The 15,438-nt window shown below is 42.6% G+C and carries 16 protein-coding genes; 6 read left to right on the top strand and 10 right to left on the bottom strand.

Going from position 1 to position 15,438, the window contains the following annotated elements; translation table 11 throughout:
• Genes BUC10_RS07110 through BUC10_RS07095 form a run of 4 tightly spaced genes read right to left on the bottom strand, consistent with a single transcriptional unit; the run spans position 1 to position 4,121 of the window.
• Positions 1-690 carry a glycosyltransferase family 2 protein gene (locus BUC10_RS07110; protein ID WP_073177809.1) on the bottom strand — a complete coding sequence of 230 codons (690 nt, stop codon included), beginning with the start codon at positions 688-690 and terminating at the stop codon, positions 1-3.
• Positions 690-1,160 (bottom strand): toxin-antitoxin system YwqK family antitoxin, encoded by a 471-nt coding sequence (locus BUC10_RS07105; protein WP_073177806.1) that lies wholly within the window; start codon positions 1,158-1,160, stop codon positions 690-692. Before BUC10_RS07105 ends, BUC10_RS07110 begins: the two co-directional genes overlap by 1 nt.
• A 1-nt stretch (position 1,161) precedes the next feature.
• Positions 1,162-2,766 (bottom strand): 4Fe-4S binding protein, encoded by a 1,605-nt coding sequence (locus BUC10_RS07100; RefSeq protein WP_073177803.1) that lies wholly within the window; start codon positions 2,764-2,766, stop codon positions 1,162-1,164.
• Positions 2,767-2,771: 5 nt separating this feature from the next.
• Positions 2,772-4,121, bottom strand: coding sequence for an NAD(P)/FAD-dependent oxidoreductase (locus BUC10_RS07095; RefSeq protein WP_073177801.1), 1,350 nt, complete (start codon positions 4,119-4,121; stop codon positions 2,772-2,774).
• A gap of 234 nt (positions 4,122-4,355) precedes the next feature.
• Here BUC10_RS07095 and BUC10_RS07090 point away from each other — a divergent pair, with 234 nt between their 5' ends.
• The 5 genes from BUC10_RS07090 (at position 4,356) to BUC10_RS07070 (ending at position 9,361) form a co-directional block, all read left to right on the top strand.
• Positions 4,356-5,078, top strand: a complete 723-nt coding sequence (locus tag BUC10_RS07090; protein WP_073177798.1) for a DUF547 domain-containing protein — start codon at positions 4,356-4,358, stop codon at positions 5,076-5,078.
• A 20-nt stretch (positions 5,079-5,098) separates the two neighbouring features.
• A complete protein-coding gene (locus BUC10_RS07085) occupies positions 5,099-6,001 on the top strand; it encodes a hypothetical protein (RefSeq protein WP_073177796.1) in 903 nt (300 codons plus the stop codon).
• A gap of 46 nt (positions 6,002-6,047) precedes the next feature.
• A complete protein-coding gene (locus BUC10_RS07080) occupies positions 6,048-7,079 on the top strand; it encodes a glycoside hydrolase family 113 (RefSeq protein ID WP_073177794.1) in 1,032 nt (343 codons plus the stop codon).
• A 3-nt stretch (positions 7,080-7,082) separates the two neighbouring features.
• The gene (locus tag BUC10_RS07075) at positions 7,083-8,345 is read left to right on the top strand and encodes a POTRA domain-containing protein (protein ID WP_073177792.1); all 1,263 of its coding nucleotides are present in this window, start codon (positions 7,083-7,085) and stop codon (positions 8,343-8,345) included.
• A gap of 86 nt (positions 8,346-8,431) precedes the next feature.
• Positions 8,432-9,361 (top strand): N-acetylmuramoyl-L-alanine amidase, encoded by a 930-nt coding sequence (locus tag BUC10_RS07070; RefSeq protein ID WP_165614873.1) that lies wholly within the window; start codon positions 8,432-8,434, stop codon positions 9,359-9,361.
• Between the two features lie 11 nt (positions 9,362-9,372).
• Here the strand turns inward: BUC10_RS07070 and BUC10_RS07065 are convergent, their stop codons facing one another.
• The 6 genes from BUC10_RS07065 to BUC10_RS07040 are packed head-to-tail and all read right to left on the bottom strand — an operon-like array spanning position 9,373 to position 13,793.
• Positions 9,373-10,080, bottom strand: coding sequence for a TIGR04283 family arsenosugar biosynthesis glycosyltransferase (locus BUC10_RS07065; protein ID WP_073177786.1), 708 nt, complete (start codon positions 10,078-10,080; stop codon positions 9,373-9,375).
• On the bottom strand, positions 10,067-10,834 hold the full coding sequence (locus BUC10_RS07060; protein WP_073178857.1) for a DUF547 domain-containing protein: 768 nt from the start codon (positions 10,832-10,834) through the stop codon (positions 10,067-10,069). The genes BUC10_RS07065 and BUC10_RS07060 overlap by 14 nt, the downstream gene beginning before the upstream one ends.
• Positions 10,835-10,887: 53 nt before the next feature.
• Positions 10,888-11,853, bottom strand: a complete 966-nt coding sequence (arsM, locus tag BUC10_RS07055; RefSeq protein WP_073177784.1) for an arsenosugar biosynthesis arsenite methyltransferase ArsM — start codon at positions 11,851-11,853, stop codon at positions 10,888-10,890.
• Complete coding sequence (locus BUC10_RS07050) at positions 11,850-12,665, bottom strand: purine-nucleoside phosphorylase (protein ID WP_073177782.1); 816 nt, start codon at positions 12,663-12,665, stop codon at positions 11,850-11,852. Before BUC10_RS07050 ends, arsM begins: the two co-directional genes overlap by 4 nt.
• Positions 12,662-13,321: a TIGR04282 family arsenosugar biosynthesis glycosyltransferase gene (locus tag BUC10_RS07045; protein ID WP_073177780.1), complete on the bottom strand. Its 660-nt coding sequence runs from the start codon at positions 13,319-13,321 to the stop codon at positions 12,662-12,664. The genes BUC10_RS07050 and BUC10_RS07045 overlap by 4 nt, the downstream gene beginning before the upstream one ends.
• Positions 13,266-13,793: a rhodanese-like domain-containing protein gene (locus BUC10_RS07040; RefSeq protein ID WP_073177778.1), complete on the bottom strand. Its 528-nt coding sequence runs from the start codon at positions 13,791-13,793 to the stop codon at positions 13,266-13,268. The genes BUC10_RS07045 and BUC10_RS07040 overlap by 56 nt, the downstream gene beginning before the upstream one ends.
• An 88-nt stretch (positions 13,794-13,881) precedes the next feature.
• On the opposite strand from BUC10_RS07040, the gene BUC10_RS07035 reads away from it, so the two are divergent.
• Entirely contained in the window at positions 13,882-15,429 is a 1,548-nt protein-coding gene (locus tag BUC10_RS07035) for a glycoside hydrolase family 32 protein (RefSeq protein ID WP_073177776.1), read from the top strand.
• Positions 15,430-15,438 lie beyond the last annotated feature (9 nt).

Here is a 15,438-nt window from a genome sequence, read left to right as displayed (position 1 = left end):
TTATTTTATACTGTATTTAAAAATCCAACCCAAGATTTTTATGCCCGCAAATATAGTACCTTTTACCGTACCAGACACTTTTGAAACACCAATTCTTCTTTTATAACGTACTGGTACTTCGATATATGTCATTTTTTTCTTCAAAACCTTCAGCTGCATTTCCACTGTCCATCCATAGGTCTTGTCTTCCATTTCCAGTTCTTTGAGCTTATCGTATTTAATGGCCCTAAAAGGTCCTAAATCCGTAAATTTTGCCCTAAAAAACAATCGCATCAAAAAAGTGGCCAATTGATTACCAAAAACTTGTTGCGGTGTCATGGAACCGGGTTCTCTCAGCGCTTTTTTTCGCGCTCCAATGACAAAATCAATATTTTTTTCCAAAATAGGAGCTACCACTTTATCCAGTTCTTCGGGATAATCGGAATAATCTCCGTCAATAAATACGACAATATCTGGTGGTTTGGATTGTTTGGAGAGATAATCCAGGCCTTTTAAGCAGGCAAACCCATAGCCTCGTTGGTCTTCTGTCAAAACCGTGGCTCCAGCTTTCTTCGCATTTTGGGCCGTGTCGTCAACCGAACCATTGTTGACAACTATGATTTCTGAGACGGATTTTGGTAGCTTTGTAACTACTTTGCCTATCGAGTCTCCCTCGTTCACGGCGGGGATGATGACTTTGATTTCTGCCATTATTTTAAATCGGAAAGCTTGTTTTCTTTTTTAAAACTCCCAAAGCTAAACCATTCCTTTATCTTTTTTCCGTTTTTGTACTTTTCTGCGGATTTCAACTCTTCATCCGTGTACTTGAGGCAGTATCCATTTTTGATTCCGTTTTTAAGCTGGCATTTGTGATTGATTTTTTCATTTTCATCATAAAACAACCACCACTTTACTTTTTCGCCATTTTTGAAATGACCTTCCATTTCCAATTTCCCTGTTTGGGTGTAGAAATACCAATAACCAGTCATTAGGTCCATTTTGTAGTGGCCTTGTGCCTTAAGGTTTCCGCTAATGTGGTAGAGTTTCCAGAATTTTTCTTTGGAGGTGCCAACTATCCAGCCTTCAGCTTTTAGGTGGCCCTGTTCATCATATTCGCGGTGGTATTTTTTTGAACCACCCAAGAGAACAAAAAGAGAAAGCAGTAGACTAAAGCGAAGCATTTTATTTCTTGTTCACCAAGGTCATTAAGTCCACATCGTTCCCCAACAACACTTGGTTGCTATCTATCCTGCCTTCCAATGGCCCATTTTCCAGTTTAAGAACGCCCCTTGGACAAACAGCAGAACAGATGCCGCATCCCACACAGCTGGAGCGAACAATATTCTCTCCTTTCTGGGCGTATGCCCTAACGTCAATACCCATTTCGCAATAGGTGGAACAATTTCCACAAGAAATACACTGCCCGCCGTTGGTGGTAATTCTAAATCTTGAAAACAATCGTTGCTGGAAGCCCATCATGGCGGCCATTGGGCAACCAAATCGGCACCACACGCGATTGCCGAAAATGGGATAAAATCCGGTTCCAATGACTCCGGAGAAAATACTTCCAATCAAAAAACTATAGGATTTGCGCAGGGTTTCCGATTTGAACAAAAACACATTGCCATCCCCACTAAAAAAGTGCATTCCAATCAAGGCCATTATAATTACGAAGTATCCAATAGCTCCATACTGGGCATCTTTTTGGAGTTGCTCGCGCTTAAATAACATTACCCAAGTGAAAACTGCGGTTAAAAGCACAGCAACACCGATCAAGAAAGTGCTCTTGGTCAACCAGTATTTACTGGTATCGGTCCCTAGGTAAGAATAAATTACAGCAGTGGTCATCAAGGTTACAAAGACCACAACGCTATGTACTACCCAACGCTCTACCCGCCAAGCTTTGACGCTCTTGTCGCTTAATTGTCTAAAAGCATCACCTGCAGTTTCGGCCAAGCCGCCACAACCACAGACCCATGAACAGTACCAACGTTTTCCATATTTATAGGTCAGGATTGGTGTGATTACAAAAACTGACAGGATGCCAAATATCAAAAGAGCGAACCCGATATCCCCGGAACTCAAAAAGCTTTTGATTCGGTAGCCTTCAAAATTGTAATAATTAAGGGGCCAAACGTTTTTGAGGTCGTAGTAGGGCAGGCTTCCACCATTTAATATTTTGTCGCCATTCAAACGTGCCATCAGTTCTGGGATAATGAAAGCAAAAGCCGTTTGAAAGAACATTACGCTCATGGTGCGGATGCGCTCGTATCGATTGTGCCGGTATTTCCACATAAACTTGATTCCGAAGGCCAAGATGGCGACCGTATAAAGTGTTCCGTAGACAAACCATTGACTGGCGGGATTACCGCTCAACATTCTGCTCAAGGGATCAAACAGGCCAATGACACCTTTGTTGGAACCATCTTTTACCAGACCTAAGTATTCTGGATAGAAATAAAGCACAATGTAAAATCCAGTAAGGGCAATACCCGCAATCCATCCCCAAAAACCTTTGCTGGAAATGGACTTGAACCATACACCATCATTTTTAATACCAGGAAGTTTGTTGGAATAGGCATCCCAGGAAAACCAAACGGTACCTGCCGAGATGGCCATAAGTGATAGGGTCAACCAAAGCCCTTTATTGGGAAAGCTAACGTTGAAAGCCGCCAAAAGTATAATACCTAGCCCCGTCATGCCCAATAGGGTGGCCAGCTTCTGATTGCGACTTAATATTTTTGGAGGTTGCCCGGTCAGGGCCATGCTTCTATCGTAAGTGCTCATATCTATCAACTTAGTTGAAATATTCTTTTTAAACTTTTCTTTTTGGGTTTGATCGATTTACCATTTTCCGAATTGTATTGGGAAACTATTTCGGCCTCGTAGTGCTTGTAGAACTCGGGATCAAAATTGGCATCGGCCAGATGTTCTATGACGTAATCCACATCCCGGCCTTGGGTGAGCCATTTATCAAATACCTGATGGCGCATTCGAATACCGAAGGTATTGATGCCTAAAAATGTGTTGTCCTCTTTATTAAAAGCTATGGTGATACAGATTTTCTCCGTATCATGTCGCCAATGAAAATGGGTTTCATATTCCTTTTTCCCGCGTTCTGAAAAGACCCAACCGTAAGTTTGGTATTCAATGTCCAAGAATTTTGCAGAATTGAACCAATGGCCTGGTTTATACTCCAGTTTATTACCGCAAATGGTCTGGGCAACGGTCTCGCCCATCATCCTTCCGGTGTACCAAACCGCCTCAATTGGGCGCCGGTTCCCTATAGGCTCATGCTGTTCGGCGCAATCGCCTATGGCATATACATCGGGAACATTGGTTTCCAAAAAGCGATTTACCTTTACGCCCCTGCCCACTTCAATTCCGGAATCTTTAAGAAAATCAACGTTGGGGGATACTCCTGCGGTAAGACCTACTAAATCACATTCAATTTCCTCTCCGGTTTCCGCAACAATTATGGATTTGACCTTTCCACTCCCGTCAGAAACAATTTCCTTTAAATTGGTTCCCAAACGGAGGTCGATATGATGTTCTAAAATATGTTCATTGATCAGTTGGGATTCCCCACTGGGCAATACACCGTTCCAAAAACTGTCTTCCCGAACCAAAAAGGTAACCGGGATATCGCGACTTCGGAGCATTTCCGCCAACTCTATTCCAATGAGTCCGCCGCCCACAATAACGGCCCTTTTACAGACCTCCTTGTTTGGGGCATTGACTTCTAAAAGATCAAGGTCTTGTTTGGAATACAACCCTTGTACGCCGTGTAAATCCTGACCCGGCCAGCCAAATTTATTGGGTTTGGAACCAGTTGCGATAATTAGTTTGTCATAATGTAATGCACGGGAACCGTCAATAATGAGTTGTTTGTTTTCTGGATTTACCTTGGTAACAAAGCCTCTTACCAATTCGATTCGATTCTTTTCCCAGAACCAATTTTCATAGGGCTGAATGTGCTCAAACTTCATGTGGCCCATGTAGACATACATTAAGGCCGTGCGGGAGAAGAAATAATCTGTTTCTCCTGAAATTACGATGATTCTCTTGTCTGAAAGTTTTCGGATATGTCTTGCGGCTGAAATTCCAGCAACCCCGTTTCCGATGATAACGATGTTCTCCATGTAATTGTGTTGGTGTCGCTTATGTGTCGTTCTTAAATATAGGAACTTAATGAACTTGAATAATTTAGAAAGAATTTAAATTTTAACACAAGGCGTAAGGTTCTATGAGGTAAAGCGAACGCTAAGTATTTGATTTTGATAATCTTAAATAATTCTTAAAATTTTTGCCAGTGCTGTATGTTGTTAAAATTAGCTGCGACAGAAGCGAAAGTTCAATCAGCATAAACTTTAAAGATGAAACTCACAAAAACACTTACCATAAGCTTACTTGTCTTGGTGTCCCATTTCGGATTTTCACAGGATTTGGATACTTTTTTCAACAAGGCTGATACTTTCTTTGCTACGTATGTAAAAGATGGCAGGGTGGCTTATCAAGCTATCAATTCAAATCCTGCCGAGTTGGATGAATTGTTGCAAATGGCAGAAGGAATTTCCGCCCCTAAAAGCGAGGCAAAGAGCTTTCAGGCATTCTGGATTAACGCCTATAACCTAGCTGTAATTAAAGGAATCGTTAACAATTATCCCATTAAATCTCCCTTGGACAAGGCAGGTTTCTTTGATAAAATCACTTATGACCTGGGAGGAAAGAGCATCACCTTAAATGATATTGAGAATAAGGTGTTGCGTGGAAATTTTCCCAAGGAGGCCCGATTTCACTTTGTCTTGGTTTGCGCTGGTTTAGGCTGTCCGCCGATTATCAGTAATGCGTACACACCGGCAAACTTGGAAGCTCAGTTGCAAAGACAGACCGAGCTTTCCCTGAACGACCCTGATTTCGTACAGATCAAGGGTAAAAAAGTAAACTTTTCCCAGATTTTTGAGTGGTACAAGGGCGATTTCACCCAAGACGGCAAAAGTCTGGTGGATTTTGTGAATACTTATCGAAAAGAAAAAATAGACCCCAAAGCCAGAGTAGGATACTATCCTTATAACTGGTCCTTGAACGAAACCAAATAATTATTTAACAACTACACATCATGAAAAAGAAAAGTTATGTCCTGTTGGCAGGATTGGTATTGTATGGCCTAATGGGTATTGCCCAAGACGACAGCGATAGCCCAGCCCGAAGCAACATTCAACAGTATACCCCATCCAAGTTAATTGGCAAGGGACAATGGGACCTTAAATGGTTCAACAACCTCTATACCCAGACCGAGAGCACTTTTACCGAGGGGACGGAGCCAAGGCAAACATTTTTTACCTCCACCTTGGAAGTATACACTGGGGTTGGAGATAATAAGCGATGGAACGTGGGCGCTATTCTGGAATTTAGGTCCAATGTAGTGGCGGATCGTGGCGCCCTGGAAGTATTTCAGTTTGATGGAGAAACAGGAACCGCTAGATCAGGTCTGACTTCCATTGCTCCATCTGTGAAATTTGTGCCGATAGCCTCTTTGAGCAACTTTTCCATTCAAAGTTCCTTGTTCATCCCATTGGTGGACAACGAGACGGAAGATTTCCTTCCAGTGAATGGGAACGGGGGGGTCTTTTTAGACCAGAACGGATTTATCTGGCAGAATAGATTTTTCTATGATTATACGTTCCCAGGAGATAAATGGCAGTTGTTTACGGAGCTGAATTCGGAGCTCAGCTTTGGGGATAAGGACAAGAGTTTTGCCAATAACAGCTTGAATCTTACCCCTGGGGTGTTTTTGAGCTATTTCCCAAGCTCCAAGTTTACCGTGTTGGCCTTGGCCCAGCATTCGCAACGAATTGATTTGGGCAACGATTTTGCCCAAGATTTCACGGCCCTTGGAGGAGGTTTGAAGTACCAGTTGACCCAAGCGTTGAATATAGAAGGGCTTTACACCAATTTTGTAAGGGGAAGCAATACTGGATTGGGCGAAACATTTAACATAGGATTGCGCGCAATTTTTTAATCGCTATGCCTTAAAAGATTATTTTAGGAGTCTTAATTTTTTAACTATGAAAAGATTAGGGCTCCTTTTTCTTTTTTTGCTACAGCTTTCCTGTGAGGGACAACGAATAGAAAAAATCAATGGAATTAGTTTCGTCGGATCTAGGGGGAAGGTCTCTCAGCTGCATGTAGATCCGGTTGTGAATATCAATGCCAACTATGCCGCGGTAATGCCCTTTGGTTTTACAAAGAACCTGAATGATCCCGGTGTAGTTTTCGATACGGAAAGGCAATGGTATGGTGAAACCAAACGTGGAGCCAAACAGTACATCGAGCAACTCCAAAAAAAGGGAATCAAGATTATGTTGAAACCCCAAATCTGGATTTGGCGCGGAGAGTTTACCGGAGATTTGAAAATGAACTCCGAAGAAGATTGGAAACGGTTTGAAGAGGACTACACGGATTTTGCAATGACCTACGCCCAAGTAGCGGAGGAAACAAAAGCGGAGGTGTATTGTATTGGCACCGAATTGGAAGAGTTTGTAAAGAATAGACCACAGTTTTGGGAAAATTTGATAGCCAAAATAAGGAGTGTGTACAAGGGTAAACTGACTTATGCGGCCAATTGGGATGAATACAAAAGGGTTCCGTTCTGGTCCAAACTGGATTATATAGGAGTAGATGCCTATTTTCCTTTATCGGAAGAACGTCATCCAAATATGGAACATTTAAAATCTGGATGGCAACCTTGGAAGGAAAAGCTAAAGGCGCTATCGAATGAGGAGGAAAAACCTATTCTCTTCACGGAATTTGGATACCGCAGTATGGACTTCACGGCTAAAAAACCATGGCTTGTGGACCGAAATCAAATGGATGTAAACCTCAAGGCGCAAGCTGATGCAACACAGGCAATTTTTGATGAGTTCTGGAAGGAAGATTGGTTCGCGGGGGGCTTTGTCTGGAAGTGGTTCATTCATCATGACAATTCGGGCGGTCCAAATGACAATAGGTTTACACCACAAAACAAACCGGCCGAAAGTGTTATCAAAAATTTCTACAAAACCATTCAGGAAGCTTCAATACAACCTAAAGGGAACTAGAAAATGAAACAGATGGCCCTTGTTCTGTTTTTACTATTCCAGGTTGGGGTGCTACTCGGGCAACAAAAGGTTATAGATGTAAAATTCCAAGGGAACAAAAGGACCAAAACCCCATTTCTCAAAAAAATAGTGGGCTTAAAAGCCGGTATGGGATTGGATTCCACCCAGTTGGAGCAAGATGTTTACCGGCTCAAACGGTTGCCTTCCGTGTCCCATGCTTACTATCAGGTGTTTCCAGCCCTTGAAGAAAACACTTTCAACGTATTTTACGGGATAGAAGAGAATTTTACGCTCATTCCTTTTGCCAATGTATACACGTCCAACAATGATGAATTTGCATTCAGAATTGGATTGCAGGAGTTCAATCTTTTGGGAAACAATATTACACTTGGCGGGTTTTACCAAAGGGATATCTTTAATTCGTATGGTGTGCATTTAAGGGCCCCCTACCTTTTTGGGGATAAGTTGGGATTGGCACTGAGTTATCAGGATTTAACAACACAGGAGCCCGTTTTCCTGGAAACAGGTACGGCAGATTACAAATACAACAATGAATCCTTTGAGGTACTCGGGCTGTATGAAATCAATTTTAAACATCGGCTGGAGTTGGGCATCAATTTCTTCACCGAGGATTATCAGTATCTATTTGGGGAGACCGATCCTTCCGTTCCTCAGGATCTACGGGTCGACAAATACCTCCTGAAGGGTATCTACAACTACGACAATATTGATTACTATTATCAATATCTATCAGGGTTTAAGAGTACGCTAAATCTTCAGTATGTGCACAGTACCAGTGGGATGTTGCCAGAATTTGTCATTGGCTTTAACGATTTTGCATATTTCCAACGTGTGGGCTCTAGAGGGAACTGGGCCAATAGGTTGCGCTTGGGACTTTCCAGTAATTTGGATACCCCTTTTGCACCCTTTGCTGTGGATAATAATCTAAATATTAGGGGTGTGGGGAACACCATTGATCGTGGAACGGCGGCTATTGTGCTCAATACTGAATATCGGCATACGCTTGTGGACAAGGATTGGTTTGTTTTGCAAAGTAATGTTTTTGTGGACGGGGGGAGTTGGAGAAATCCAGGAGGGGATTTTAGTGATTTCGGGGATGAACAAAATATTAGAATCTATCCTGGGGTGGGGATACGGTTTATCCATAAACAGATTTTCAATGCTATTTTCAGGATTGATTATGGGCATGGCATAACCAAAAGTGCAGCTAGGGGCGTGGTTTTTGGCATAGGCCAATACTTTTGAAAATTTGACCCATATTTTCTGACTTTGTCTTTTGTCTTTGACCACTTTTTATGATATTTGTGTTGCATCCCTGCAACCTTTTTTCTATGAAATTCTTAGTTATACTTCTTTTGTGCTTGGGTGCAAATACCTTAAGTTTTGCCCAAGATGATTACTATTTGGTAAAGGCGGAACGGGGAGACGGGATTTTTTCCATACTGCGTAAACAGGGTTTGGATCCTGTAAAACACTACGAAGCCTTTATTGCCCTAAATGAAAAAGACATCAAAAACGGTAGTCTATTGCATATAGGTCGGGAATATAAAATTCCCAATACGGACGATTCTTATAAGAAAAAAGGGGTTCTACTATCAACGGATGAAGACGGGGAAGAGCCCATATTCAATTCGGAATTGGGCAAAATGTCCCATAAAGGCAAGGCATTAAAAAATGCTGTATACTACATAATTACCGAAGATAGTCTGCAGAACAAGAACCAGTTTGTGGATGAAATGGCAAAGAATCTTGCCGCCAAGTTATTAGAACAGGGTGCTACTGTATATATCATGGATGATGAATCAAAAGCTAGTGCGGATGACGCTCCTGTAAGGAAGGTGGACCAATTGGGGAACTATATCCAAATCATCAATAAAAGGTATTTGCAAAATCATGGGAAGTACCAAAGGTTGCTTGTTATACAGGCCAATGGTTTGGTTGCCAAAGGTTCGTTGGAGGTTTCTGTGTTTCATCACGAAAAGAGCAAGCAGAGTCTACGTTTTGCCGAAAACCTTCAAAAGGTGTTCAGGCAGCACAGTATTTCGAATCGTTCTTCTGAGGATATTAAAATTTTTGAGGACAAGAACACCCTTTTCTTGGCCAAAAATAGCCTTCCAGCTGTAAGTCTCATTTCTATTGCCGAAGGCAAAACAGCAGGTGTTAAGCAAGGCATCCCCGTTCGTTCCGATAAGCGCAAGTTTGCCAATTGGATTACCAATGGCATCCTAAAGGATTATGCCGAAATCCAATTTGAAAACTAGGTCCGAAAAAATCAGGCTAAAATATTTCGTTGGTAATACTGATAAAGTTCCTCGGGTTTTGCTCCCATATAGTTCTTTAAATGGATCATAGCAAAGTGAAACTGTACTCTGAGCCATCCCTTTTCCCTGTATTTACGCGCAGAGGTAAGCACGGTATCCGGTAGGATTTTGAAAGCCGTTTCTTGGTATAAACGGGTAATAAACTCGGTATCCTCATAAATGAGGTAATTCTCATCAAAACCGTTGGTCTTTTCAAAAAGTTCCCGTTTTATGAACAAAGATTGGTCCCCACCCCGGCACAGCGTATAGTTTAAACGGGATAAATAGGCAAAGAAACGTAGTATGGGATTCTTTGTGTCAAATTCCATTCTAAAACAACCGGTCTCAAATCCGTCCTGGACAGCCTTTAGGATTTGCAGGTCAAAGTTCTTTGGGGTCAAGGTGTCTGCATGCAAAAAATAGAGGATGTCCCCAGTAGCGTGTTTGGCGCCGAAATTCAACTGTTTGGCCCTCCCACGCCTCGAGCCAAGCACTGTTGCGCCATAGTTTTTGGCTACTGTCACTGTGCTGTCGGTACTTCCGCCATCCACACAGATTACTTCTTTAACTTTTCCAGAGGTGCTTGTCTTTTTGAGATTATTGAGTACCGACCCAAGAATTTTTTCTTCGTTGAGAACGGGAATAATGATACTTATGGTATGGTCTTTATTCTGCCTCATTCAAACTCCAGTCGTAGTCTAAATACTCAATTTTAGCCTTTTTGGAAACAGGGTTGTCCAAATAGGTGTTGATGTATTCCAAAAGAGGTTTCTGCTCGGTAAAATCACCCTTGTACCATTTGAAAATCTTGGATAATTGAGCTTCCCCACCAGAAAAATTATTTCTTGTTTTATCATTTACAAAATCCACTGCGGTTTTGGAAAGCAGGCGCTCCATACTTTGGGCTGTAAAGGGCACATTGAGCAATTTTGGGCAGGAATAAGAGGCACAATTGATGGCAAAATGAATTCTGGGCTCCCCCATTTTTCGTAGTACTTCGTGTTCAATATAGTTGAGTGAAACCAAATCCTTTCCAAGGGGAATCCATTTTTTCTTCCAGCGGCTCGGAATTTCCTTGATGCTCGAAACCGGATAATGGTCCAAAATCAGTTTGATGGTCGCAGCATTGTACAGATTGATATAAAATGCAAGTTGTTCATTACGATTCCAAGAGGCGTCCGGAATGTGTTCGGACAAATCCTTGAGGTAGGTATCCAACTCAACGGCACTTTCCTTAAATCCCTTGTAATTGACATTGCCTTCATCATCAACATACTGTCCAAGAAGATTTCCCCAAACGGCATGATCGGGATATCCCAAGTTTTCCGAATTGGAAGTTGACTCCACAAAGTTTTTTACCGATGCTCGGGAGTTAATGGCCGGTGCACTACCCATACAGGAGAACAACAGCAAAATCCAAGAGAATCGTGCCATAACATTCATTTGCAATTTTTTAAACACGACTTTATCCCATCGCGCTATAAGTACTAGCAACAGCCACCACCGTTATAGTGCCAAGTACTTTCACTTACGAAAATCTCGTCCGAAGCACTTTTTAAGTCAGCGGCAGTTTTGTCGCAGACAGCAAGGGGTTGGTTTTGAAGCAATACATGGCCTTTGCCATCATCAAAATACTCTTCATCCCCATAATAGATTGCTGTTTTTCCAGTGAACATACAAGGTCCGTCCTCCGGCATTGGGTCCTTAATGGCGGCAATTTCAATGGACTCAATATTGATCAGTTCGTCCGTAGGGTAGTGGTTGGGCGAAAGTACCCTATACGCCCTGCGTCCTCGGATTTCAATGGTTCCAAAACCGGCATCGGTCAACACTTTTACATAATCCTTGATCGGAATACTACCACTCAGGCACAATGCCCTAAGTCTGTCGTCATTTCTAAGTTCATCATTCATAGGTTGTTCGCAAGTGGGGTCGCTCATTACCAATCTTCCATGGGGCTTTAGCACCCTGTACATCTCAGAGACCGCTTTTTTAAGGTCTTCCATCTTGAAGATGTTGAACAAACAATTTTGTGCAGCCACATCAATGCTTTCGTCCTCTACTGGAAGATTTAACGCATCGCCCTTGACCAGGTTTACATACTCACTTTTGAACCAATCGTTTTCTTCTTCGGCAATCTTGAAGTTATTTTTGGAAGCTTCCAACATTTCGTCCACAGAATCAACACCGGTGACACCGCCTTTTTGACGTGAAAAATAGGAGAATTGTAATAGTTCCATTCCGCCGCCAACGCCAACATAAAGCACCTTGGGGTCGTTGACCAAATCCTGTGCAGAGACCGTACTTCCACATCCATAGTTCATCTCCTGCATAATCTTTGGGATGGATAGTCCTGGAAATTGCCAAATGGGATTGGTGGTACAGCATAATCCAACGTCGGGGGTAAGCGCAGCTTCTTTATATAAATCTTGTGTTGCGTCTAAATAACTCATATTGCTTCAATTAATTCTTTGAACAGTTGTATCATTTTTGGTTCTGTGTTGCCTGCTATTTCAATAATCTCTTGAATGTTAACAGGTTGAAGGTTGTCCGGATCACATTCGTCCGTTAAAACAGATACGGCCACAATGGGTAGTCGTAAATGATTGGCGACAATTACTTCGGGGACCGTACTCATTCCAACGGCATCCGCGCCCAGTGTTTTCAGCATTCGGTATTCTGCCTTGGTCTCGAGCTGTGGACCTACTACTGAAGCGTATACACCCTTTTGAAGTGAGATGTCGTTTTTTTCAGCTATGGCCTCAATTTTTTGTCGCATTTCCAAATCATAGGGCTCGCTCATATCCACAAATCGATCGCCAAACTCCGCTACATTCCTAAAGGCTAGCGGCGAACCTCCTTGTAAGTTGATGTGGTCTTCAATCAGCATCATATCACCTTTCTTAAAGTTGAGGTTGATGGCCCCAGCGGCATTGGATACAAAAAGTTTTTGGATACCCAATAAACGCATTACCCTTATAGGATAGGTAATATCGAGAAAGTCATAACCTTCATACAGATGGAAACGCCCTTGCATTACCACCACTTTTTTGCCTGCGATGGTACCGTAAATGAGTTTGCCCGTATGAAACTCCACTGTTGCCAAGGGAAAATAGGGGATGTTGTTGTAGTGGGCCTCAATCGGATTCTGAATCTCACTCACCAATTTTCCTAACCCGGTTCCCAGCACGATTCCAATTTCCGGGGAATCAAAGCCTTTTTTCTTTAGGTGTTCTACAGATTCTTCAAGTTGGGTTTTAGTCATTCTTTCATATGTTTTAGAAAAGGCTTGAATGCCTCAATATCTTTTATGTCTTCGTAGTGGTCAACGTCGTTGCGCTTGTCCAGGCTCGAATGATTTTTTCCTTCCAAGTCACCGAGAGTGTCCCTTAGTACCGTATCCTGTCCCCACGCTTTTCCAGTGAAAAGGGAAGTTTCGAGCGTTCGCATCCCTAGCAGGTAATATCCGCCATCTTCTGCGGGCCCCAGCACAAAATCATGCTTGTCCAACTGATCAAAAGCGTTTTCCAGATCCGCCTGCGACAAGTCGTACATATCACTTCCAATAATAATGATTTTTTCATAACCGGAATGGAACCCTTCCTGGAATGCTCTCATCATTCGCATACCCAAGTCCTCGCCTTTTTGCAGCTTTTTTTGATAAGTTGCTGGATTCCAGATATCGTCTTCCCAAATGGAATTGGAGTAATAGACCTGCTTGTCCATTTTCAGATTTTGGGTGATGGCAACCGTATGCTGTAAAAGAAATTTATAGATCTCCAATGCGCTGGGGTCACCCACCTTGGCTGCCAACCTGGTCTTGCACTTGCCCAGTTCAGGATTACGGGTAAAAATAAGGAGTAGGTTATTGCTTTCTTTCAACGCCAGATTCGGTTTTGGATGAATATACCTTAGTGCCATTGGTCAATATGCTTCCCCAATACTTACTATAGCCATGTACTTTTTCTGTTGACAGGCCCGTCTCATCGTATACCGGGTGACCTTGATTTTTCCATTCAAAAATACCTCCATATAAATTTTGGACATTAGCGTAGCCTGCATCTTGAAGTTTTTGTCCAATATCCTCGGACCTTACCCCTACGGAGCAGTATACTACTACCTGGGTGTCCTTGTCGGGAACCAATTGAAGCACTTCTTTCAGTTCAAAAGTATCGTAACCGACCCATAAGGCAGCTTCCAAATGGCTGACCTCGAATTCTTCCCTTTCCCGTGTGTCCAAAACAACAAAATTGTCCTTCTGGCCAAGGGCTTCAACCATAATATAGTCCACAGAACCATTGTTATATTGCTCCAGAACACTTTGGATGGTCAACTGCCCTTGTATGGAAAGGCATAGAAACAAGAAAATAAAGACTAGGTGGAGCTTCCTCATCAAAAATGTGTTGGAGCCAAAGATAGCGCATTGTCCGTTTGTGCCATAAATATGATTATCTTGATAGTTCAATTAAGTTGTTATAACGATGCGCAAAATTTTCATTTGTTTAATGCTGCCTATGGTTTTTGTTTCATGTAGAAATAAGGGAGAGGATAAAGAAGTAACTGCAAAAGTTGAGCAAGAAATTTATACGGAGACGTATAGGCCCCAATTCCATTTTTCACCTTCGGAAATGTGGATGAACGACCCCAATGGCTTGGTCTATAATGATGGTGTATATCATCTATTTTATCAATATTATCCCGAGGACATTGTCTGGGGCCCTATGCATTGGGGACATGCAGTGAGCAAGGATATGGTGCATTGGAAGCATAAGCCCATTGCGCTATACCCAGATGAACATGGGTTGATTTTTTCCGGAAGTGCCGTTGTGGACAAGGAGAACACTTCTGGCTTTGCCCAAAACGGAGAGATACCTTTGGTGGCCGTGTTCACCTACCATCTTATGGAAGGGGAAAGGGAAGGAAGGACCGATTTTCAAACCCAAGGCATTGCCTATAGTTTGGACAATGGAGAGTCCTGGACCAAATATGAGGGGAACCCAGTCATTGGAAACTCTGGCATAAAAGATTTTAGGGACCCCAAGGTGTTTTGGCACGAGGCATCCAAAAGTTGGATTATGGTCTTAGTGGCGGGCGACCACGCCAAGTTGTACCGTTCAAATGATTTAAAGGACTGGGTCCATTTAAGTGATTTTGGAAAAAACCAAGGTGCCCATGGTGGCGTTTGGGAATGTCCAGATCTCTTTCCACTTCAGGTGGAGGGCACTGAAGAACAAAAATGGGTGTTGATCATTAGCATAAATCCGGGAGCACCTAATGGTGGAAGTGGCACCCAATATTTCATAGGAGACTTTGACGGCACACGATTCATTTCGGACCAAGAAGAGGCCAAATGGCTAGACTATGGCGCAGATAATTATGCCGGGGTCACCTATAACAATGTACCCAATGGTGACAGGATTTTTATCGGTTGGATGAGCAATTGGGATTATGCCAGGGATACCCCAACTGAGGTTTGGCGAAGTGCCATGACCTTGCCCAGAAAACTTTCCCTGCGAAAGGTTGGTGAAGATTACAGGTTGCTGAACTATCCATTACTCCAGGTGGAAGAATTGGCCAGTGAGGCCTTGATTAGCACTACTAAGATAGAACCAGGTTCCTCTGAAAACATAAAAATAGAAGGATTGAACCAATCCAGAATCCAGTTTATGACCGCCTCCAAGGATTTTACCCTAAGCATGACCAATGATCTTGGTGAAACCGTGGATGTGGTCATGGATGGGCAAAGTGGGTCACTCTTTTTAGATCGAATGAACTCGGGGAAGGTGGATTTTCAGGCCGAGTTTGGAAACAAAAAACACCATGCTCCAATTGAATTTCTTGATGACGGTCCATACGAACTTGTCATTTATATGGATTGGTCTTCCATAGAGGTTTTTGTGGACGGAGGACTTTGCGCCATGACGGACCAGCTTTTTCCATCTGAACCCTATAACCAGCTTTTGATTACAAATAGGGATGCTGAAAAAGGGATGGAGGTATCCGTTTCAGGAATGGAGTCCACTTGGTAGGTTAAGAAT

Source organism: Flagellimonas flava (assembly GCF_900129665.1).
Classification (GTDB): Bacteria; Bacteroidota; Bacteroidia; order Flavobacteriales; family Flavobacteriaceae; genus Flagellimonas; species Flagellimonas flava.
This window is presented reverse-complemented; position numbering and strand designations above follow the sequence as displayed.

Bases quoted from the DNA above. Each gene is read 5' to 3' on its own strand.
- BUC10_RS07110 (WP_073177809.1), bottom strand. From the start codon at position 690: ATGGCAGAAATCAAAGTCATCATCCCCGCCGTGAACGAGGGAGACTCG.
- BUC10_RS07105 (WP_073177806.1), bottom strand. From the start codon at position 1,160: ATGCTTCGCTTTAGTCTACTGCTTTCTCTTTTTGTTCTCTTGGGTGGT.
- BUC10_RS07100 (WP_073177803.1), bottom strand. From the start codon at position 2,766: ATGAGCACTTACGATAGAAGCATGGCCCTGACCGGGCAACCTCCAAAA.
- BUC10_RS07095 (WP_073177801.1), bottom strand. From the start codon at position 4,121: ATGGAGAACATCGTTATCATCGGAAACGGGGTTGCTGGAATTTCAGCC.
- BUC10_RS07090 (WP_073177798.1), top strand. From the start codon at position 4,356: ATGAAACTCACAAAAACACTTACCATAAGCTTACTTGTCTTGGTGTCC.
- BUC10_RS07085 (WP_073177796.1), top strand. From the start codon at position 5,099: ATGAAAAAGAAAAGTTATGTCCTGTTGGCAGGATTGGTATTGTATGGC.
- BUC10_RS07080 (WP_073177794.1), top strand. From the start codon at position 6,048: ATGAAAAGATTAGGGCTCCTTTTTCTTTTTTTGCTACAGCTTTCCTGT.
- BUC10_RS07075 (WP_073177792.1), top strand. From the start codon at position 7,083: ATGAAACAGATGGCCCTTGTTCTGTTTTTACTATTCCAGGTTGGGGTG.
- BUC10_RS07070 (WP_165614873.1), top strand. From the start codon at position 8,432: ATGAAATTCTTAGTTATACTTCTTTTGTGCTTGGGTGCAAATACCTTA.
- BUC10_RS07065 (WP_073177786.1), bottom strand. From the start codon at position 10,080: ATGAGGCAGAATAAAGACCATACCATAAGTATCATTATTCCCGTTCTC.
- BUC10_RS07060 (WP_073178857.1), bottom strand. From the start codon at position 10,834: ATGGCACGATTCTCTTGGATTTTGCTGTTGTTCTCCTGTATGGGTAGT.
- arsM (WP_073177784.1), bottom strand. From the start codon at position 11,853: ATGAGTTATTTAGACGCAACACAAGATTTATATAAAGAAGCTGCGCTT.
- BUC10_RS07050 (WP_073177782.1), bottom strand. From the start codon at position 12,665: ATGACTAAAACCCAACTTGAAGAATCTGTAGAACACCTAAAGAAAAAA.
- BUC10_RS07045 (WP_073177780.1), bottom strand. From the start codon at position 13,321: ATGGCACTAAGGTATATTCATCCAAAACCGAATCTGGCGTTGAAAGAA.
- BUC10_RS07040 (WP_073177778.1), bottom strand. From the start codon at position 13,793: ATGAGGAAGCTCCACCTAGTCTTTATTTTCTTGTTTCTATGCCTTTCC.
- BUC10_RS07035 (WP_073177776.1), top strand. From the start codon at position 13,882: ATGCGCAAAATTTTCATTTGTTTAATGCTGCCTATGGTTTTTGTTTCA.